Source organism: Methanosphaera sp. (assembly GCF_016282985.1).
Taxonomy (GTDB): domain Archaea; phylum Methanobacteriota; class Methanobacteria; order Methanobacteriales; family Methanobacteriaceae; genus Methanosphaera.
Window position 1 is genome coordinate 1 of record NZ_JAEELZ010000063.1, and the last position, 6,421, is coordinate 6,421.

4 protein-coding genes are annotated in these 6,421 nt (G+C 28.8%); 3 read left to right on the forward strand and 1 reads right to left on the reverse strand.

What is annotated here, in order from left to right; genetic code table 11:
* From QZZ11_RS03900 to QZZ11_RS03910, 3 genes are all read left to right on the forward strand, one after another.
* The coding region (locus tag QZZ11_RS03900) for a glycosyltransferase family 4 protein (protein WP_292473785.1) at positions 1-1,200 on the forward strand (1,200 nt) is incomplete at its 5' end.
* 2 nt (positions 1,201-1,202) lie between these two features.
* Positions 1,203-3,602 carry a DUF2206 domain-containing protein gene (locus QZZ11_RS03905; protein WP_292473786.1) on the forward strand — a complete coding sequence of 800 codons (2,400 nt, stop codon included), beginning with the start codon at positions 1,203-1,205 and terminating at the stop codon, positions 3,600-3,602.
* 5 nt (positions 3,603-3,607) lie between these two features.
* Positions 3,608-4,717, forward strand: a complete 1,110-nt coding sequence (locus tag QZZ11_RS03910) for a glycosyltransferase family 4 protein (RefSeq protein WP_292473788.1) — start codon at positions 3,608-3,610, stop codon at positions 4,715-4,717.
* On the opposite strand, the gene QZZ11_RS03915 is transcribed toward QZZ11_RS03910, so the two are convergent.
* The coding region (locus QZZ11_RS03915) for an Ig-like domain-containing protein (RefSeq protein WP_292473789.1) at positions 4,714-6,421 on the reverse strand (1,708 nt) is incomplete at its 5' end. The genes QZZ11_RS03910 and QZZ11_RS03915 overlap by 4 nt on opposite strands.

The window sequence follows — 6,421 nt, forward strand, 5'->3', positions numbered from 1 at the left end:
ATGAAGATATGCTTTATCACTAACCTTTATCCACCAAATGTTCTTGGAGGAGCAGAAATAATTGTCGAAAAAATGGCATTGAATATGCTGGAACATGGACACGAATCCATTATTATTACAACCAGTCCTGATGAAGAGTATCATGTTATTAATAGAGATAAAACCACTATTTATCAGTTAAATACAACCAAATTATATCCTACATATAAACAGACAGATGCACAAGGAATTAAAAAACCTTTTTGGCATATTTTGGATCTTTGGAATAATTCAACATTGAATGTTATTAAAAAAATACTTGTTGAAGAAAATGTTGATGTAATTCATATTAACAACTATAAAGGATTATCTTTATCTTGTTTTAAGGCTGGAAAAGATTTGAATATACCTGTAATCTATGAATCACATGATTTTTCATTAATATGTCCTAGAGCTAATCTTATTAATGGAAATAATAAATTATGTGAAAAAAGAAATTTCATATGTAATCAATATGTTAATCAACAAAGAAGACTGTTAAACGATAATGTTGATTTGTTAATTTCCCCATCACAATTTATGATAAATAAATTTAAAGAAAATGATTTCTTTAAGAGTACAGATTGTATTAAAATCCCATTAGGAGTAGAATATAAATCCATCAAAACTGTTAAAGAGTACAATACAATAGATATTACATATATCGGTACTTTAGGCAAACATAAGGGAGTTGATACTCTTATTAACGCTTTTAAAGAAATTGAAGGAGATTATTTAAAATTACATATTATTGGTAAAGGTTACGATGAAGAAGAATTTAAAAGTTTAGCTAAAGATGATGCTAGAATCATATTCCATGGTTTTGTAGATAACAGAAACATAAAAGAATATTATGAAATGAGTAATATTCTAGTAATACCTTCAATTTGTTATGATAATTCACCATTAGTAATATATGAAAGTTTTAGTACTGGAACTCCAGTTATTGGCAGTGATATAGGAGGAATTCCTGAATTAATTGAAGAAGAATATAATGGATTATTATTTGAAGCTGGCAATGTTAACAGTTTAAAAGAGAAACTTGTAAAAGTAATAAATAACAAAGAATTATTAAAAAAATTGGAAGTTAATTCATATAAAAGTTTACCCGATAATTCAATGGATGTTATGGTAAATAAAATTATTGAACAATATAATAAAGTTGTAGAGAGTGTGAATTAATAATGGAATTTAGAAATATTTTTACATTAAATGACTGGAAATTCAAAGAATTTGCTGCCGTTATTATATTAATTCAGGTATTAATGTGGGTTGTAGGCTTTTTTTCTTACAATCAAATGCATATACCAATATTTAATGATATAATTACATTATTATACTTAGCTTTAGTTCCGGGAGTATTGATTTTAAGAGTGCTTAAACTACATAAACTCGGAAATACTTTTACCACGTTATTAAGTGTAGGTCTGAGCATACTCTCTGTCCTATTGGTAGGATTGTTTATGAATCAGGTATATCCTTCTTTTGGTATTTCAAAACCAATTGAAACCATACCATTATTAATAACATTCACTGTTTTCAACATGATTCTATTATTATTAGCTTATAGGCAAGATAAAGAATATTTCTACTATAGTAGTTCTAAATTAAGTATTGACCTACTTACATCAAACCAATTCATATGTTTATGTATTCTCCCTTTAATAGCAATTATTGGAGCATACACTCTACAATACTATGGAAGAAACGAAATACAAATATTATTACTATTATTGATCTGTACTTTAGTACTTGCAATGGCTTGGGGATATTTGAAAAGAGAATACTATCATATAGCAATCTTCAGTATTGCAATATCCATTTTATATTACAGTGTTCTTATTTCAAACCACATTTGGGGTTATGACATATTCTTTGAATATCAATTTGCTACATATGTGATTAAAAATGGAATTTGGGATTATACTTGGCCTCATGCTTACAATGCAATGTTAAGTGTTGTGATGTATGCACCAATTTATAACAAATTATCAGGTATGACCTTAACCTGGATTTTAAAATTCATATATCCATTCTTATTCTCTTTAATAAGTATTGGATTATACAAAATCTTTGAAAGACATACTGGAGGAAAAATTGCATTTTTAGCAGCATTTTTCTTCATTGCCTATAATGGATTTTCATATGGTTGGATGGTTCAAATGGCCAGACAACAAATAGCAGAGATTTTCCTAGTATTATTGGTTTGGTTGATGATAGACAGAAATATCTCTCAGAATAAGAGAAAATTATTATACCTCCTATTTGGAGTAGGTTTAATCTTATCACATTATAGTGTTACGTACTTGTTTATGTTTATGTTACTTGCAACAATAGTTATATTATCAGTACTATCCAGTCCTTTCGGAAATATTCTAAACACTATACTCATAACATTTGGGGCAGAACGTAAATATTTCGGAGAATATTTTAAAGTAAAAGATCAGACTATAAGTTTACCCCTTTCTTTGTTTTTCATAGGATTCATAGTAGTATACTATTCACTAACAGCAGACAGTAAACCTATTGCTTCATTATTTGACGCATTGAAAATTGTTTCAAAAAACGTGAACACAATAATTTCAAGTGGTTCAATCAATCCTATGATTTTGTTGGCAGGAATAGGTGTTGTCTTAATACTTTTAGTAGTAGGTTATAAGATATTCACTAAAATATCAGAAGATAAAAAAATTGAAGACATACAAGTTCATCCGTTTATAAAAAATCAAGTCATGAAAATAAAACAGATGAGTTTAAGACGTAGACAAGCAATAATAGTGGTTACAACAATTATTGCATTCATATATATCTGGTGGCCATTCACATTCATGGATATTGTAAGTATTAATGCACAGAGAGTAATTTTATTCTCTGTATACTTTATACTGATTGGTTTTATTATGAACCTAATCCAACCAAAATATTTACATTTTACACGAGAATATAATGCTTTTGCATTATTCAATCTGGTGATTTTAGCATGTGGTCTATATATACCGGCATTCAGAGGTCAATTAAGTCTTCAAAGAATATATGAAGTAACTTTCGTAGTATTAGCACCATTTTGTATTATAGGATTATATTATATAAGTAATTCTGCCATAGGCCTAATAAAAACTACTGAATTAAGAAAACGTATAGGAATAACTATGAAAGTTATTGGAGTTTTCTTGGTATTATTCTTCATACTTAATACAGGATTAATAGATTATGAAGTAGGTCAACCATCCACATTACCTATCGATAATACTATAGATGCACCAATATTTAGTCAAGGAGAATATGCTGGAGTTGCCTGGTTTAAAAACTATTACGATAACGAACAAAATAACACATTGTTCTCAGATGCGTTCAGTAACATCCTGCTTTACTGGTTAAACGATATGCATACGACGAATCCAAAAAATATGTCGGACATGGAACCGCGAAGTTATATGTTCTTAAGATCAAACAATATTAAACACACAAGTTTCTTATATGGAAATGGAGAATACCTCCCATTAGATGAACCAATAAGCAAATCCAGTAAAATATATGACAATGGAGATTCTCAAATTTATAATAGAATAACACATTCATGGTGAAACGAATGAAAATATTATTTACTCATAACACGGCAATGTGGTATAGACTACCCTTTTTCAAAGAACTGTCAAAAATATATGATTTAGACTTAGTTTTCACCCATATTGGTGTTATGCAAGAAGTCTATGATGAAAACATCAATAATCAAATAGAAGGTCTTGAAGGAGTTAATTACACAATTTTACCAAATTTTCATGGATTTGCAAGAGGTTTGATTTCTAAAGCCAGAAATTCATATGATATAACAATTGGGGGTAGTTGGGACACTCCTCAGGAATTATTTGAAACCATCATATTGTATGGTATTACTAAAATTAAGAAAGAACCTTTTATCATATGGCGTGAAGATTGGGACTGGGAAAAAGACAATAATATCAAGGAAAAACTATTAAACAAAATCATTAAGTATTTATGTAATCATTCAGATGCTATTTTAGTACCTGGAACATTACATAAAGAATATTTTACAAAGAAACTGGAAGTTCCTGAAAATCATGTACAAATAATGCCTAACGTAAGTAATATCAAAGGAAATGCAGATATAACTATGAAAAATCATCCTATAAAAAAAATATTATATGTGGGACGTTTAATAGAACGAAAGGGTGTAATTTATCTTCTTGAAGCTTATGATAAATTAAAAATGGAAAATACGGAATTAATAATTATCGGTTCAGGTGAGGAAGAAGAAAAATTAAAAGATTATGTTAAAGAAAAAAACTTGAACAACGTAATATTTACTGGTAAAATAAATAATGAAGAATTAGAAAATTATTACAATGAAAGCAATCTTGTTGTAATTCCCTCCATTAATAAAGGAATGGGCGATCCATGGGTATTTGTATTAAATGAAGCCATGTATTATTACAATCCTATTATAGCAACAACAGCTGTAGGTGCTGCCCCCGATATGATAGAAGATAATGGATTTATTGTACCTGAAAAAGATAGTGATGCATTGAAAAATGCTATTGAAATGATTTTAAATGATAAAAAATTAGAAAAAGAAATGAGTTTAAAATCAAAAGAAATAATAAATAATAAATTTCAATATTCGAACATGATTAATTCTTTTGAAGAATGTATAAAAAAAGTTATAAAAGAGTATAATTAAGAAATATACTTAATTATACCATTTACTATTGTGTTAATATTGTTAGTAAATACATAATCATATCCATAACTTCTTAAGTACTTATCAGGATTTGCTATTCCCGTAAAACTACTAGGTGAATAATTATCATCACGTGCTCTTTTTAAGAAGGATAATCCAGTTATATCCTTAGAATAAGTTGAATGGAATACCAAATACATCAACCTACTCTCTTTTAATTTCATAAAGCTCCTAGTTGACATGTCATATATAACACCAGGATCTGCTCCTCCAAATATTGATACCTGTACAGCATTTATTGGTAATGACTGACTTCTGATTGCAGTATTATGTGAATTTGGTCCATAACCAAGTACTACTGCTGAATAACCTTTTTCATTTAGAGCTTTTTTTATACTTTCCATGAATGCATAATCTACCTCTTTATTGACTATTACATCACTTGTAAGATAAATTGTTCTTGATTTAGAGCTTGCCGGATGCATACTAGCCCAACTATAGACTCTACAAGTAGAAGGTAAATAGTTATATGCTGAAACATCCATCACCCTACAATATGTATAAACAATATTAAAGTATCCCATCTTACCAAAATCTGTTGAAACATATTTTGGTGGTCTACCATTAGCTTCCATAAAGCTTAATGTCCTGTCACCAATTTCTTTAACCTGTGAAATATTCAATACGACTTTTGCCATTGAATCATACTGTTCGTTTAATGAATTATACTTTTTATAACTAATATTAACTTTTACACCCCTATCCGCATATACACAAGCTTTAATCATAAGTGCCAAGAACTCAGATAAAGCTATCCTAGATTTACCAATAGGAACAGTAGTTAAAGTATTGTTAGATTCATAAACTGTTCTAACATAAACTGCTGCTGTTTTAATTTGATCATATGTAAATGAACTTTCAGCCAATATTGTCAAATTAGTGTTAACTGATGTAAAATCATAAACGGATGTAGGCTTAAGTAAAGCCGTTAATTTATAAGTACCCCTTGCCAAATGGCTAGAATTATATTTTAAAGAAGCTACACCTTTTGAAATAGTAGCATTTCCCACAGTTTTATCATTAATTTTAAATACAACTAATCCTGAAGTTAAATTTTTTGAAGTTAACTTATCAACAACTGATGCTTTAAGTACAACAGTAGTTGAATATCCTGATATTTTACCAACAGTCATCTTGGTCGGCCTTGGTGAAACTACAAAAGAACTCATAGATGAAACTGATGAATTCAATATATTGTTTCCACCATATGTTGCATTAAGTTTGTAAGTTTTTGCAGAATGGACTGCCTTATATGTTAATATTGCCTTTCCATTAGTTACATTTGCATAACCTATTGTTTTACCATTAAGTTTAAATGCAACTTTACCACTTGTTGCATAATTTCCATTATTTTTATTGGAAACAGTTGCTGTAATCTTAACTGTTTCGTTAGAAATAACTGTAACATTACTTACAACAATTTTACTTGCATCTTTTACAACAGTTAAAGTTGAAGTTGATGAACTACCCAAATATTTGGAATTTTCACCATATTTCACTGTTATAGTATAATTTTTTGGAGTTAAACTTTTTGCATCATATACATAAGTTGCAAGTCCGTTATGTACATTAGGATAACCTACAGGATTACCATTAACTTTAAAGACTACTTTACGGTCATCAGTGTTATTTCCGGGTTGAGCA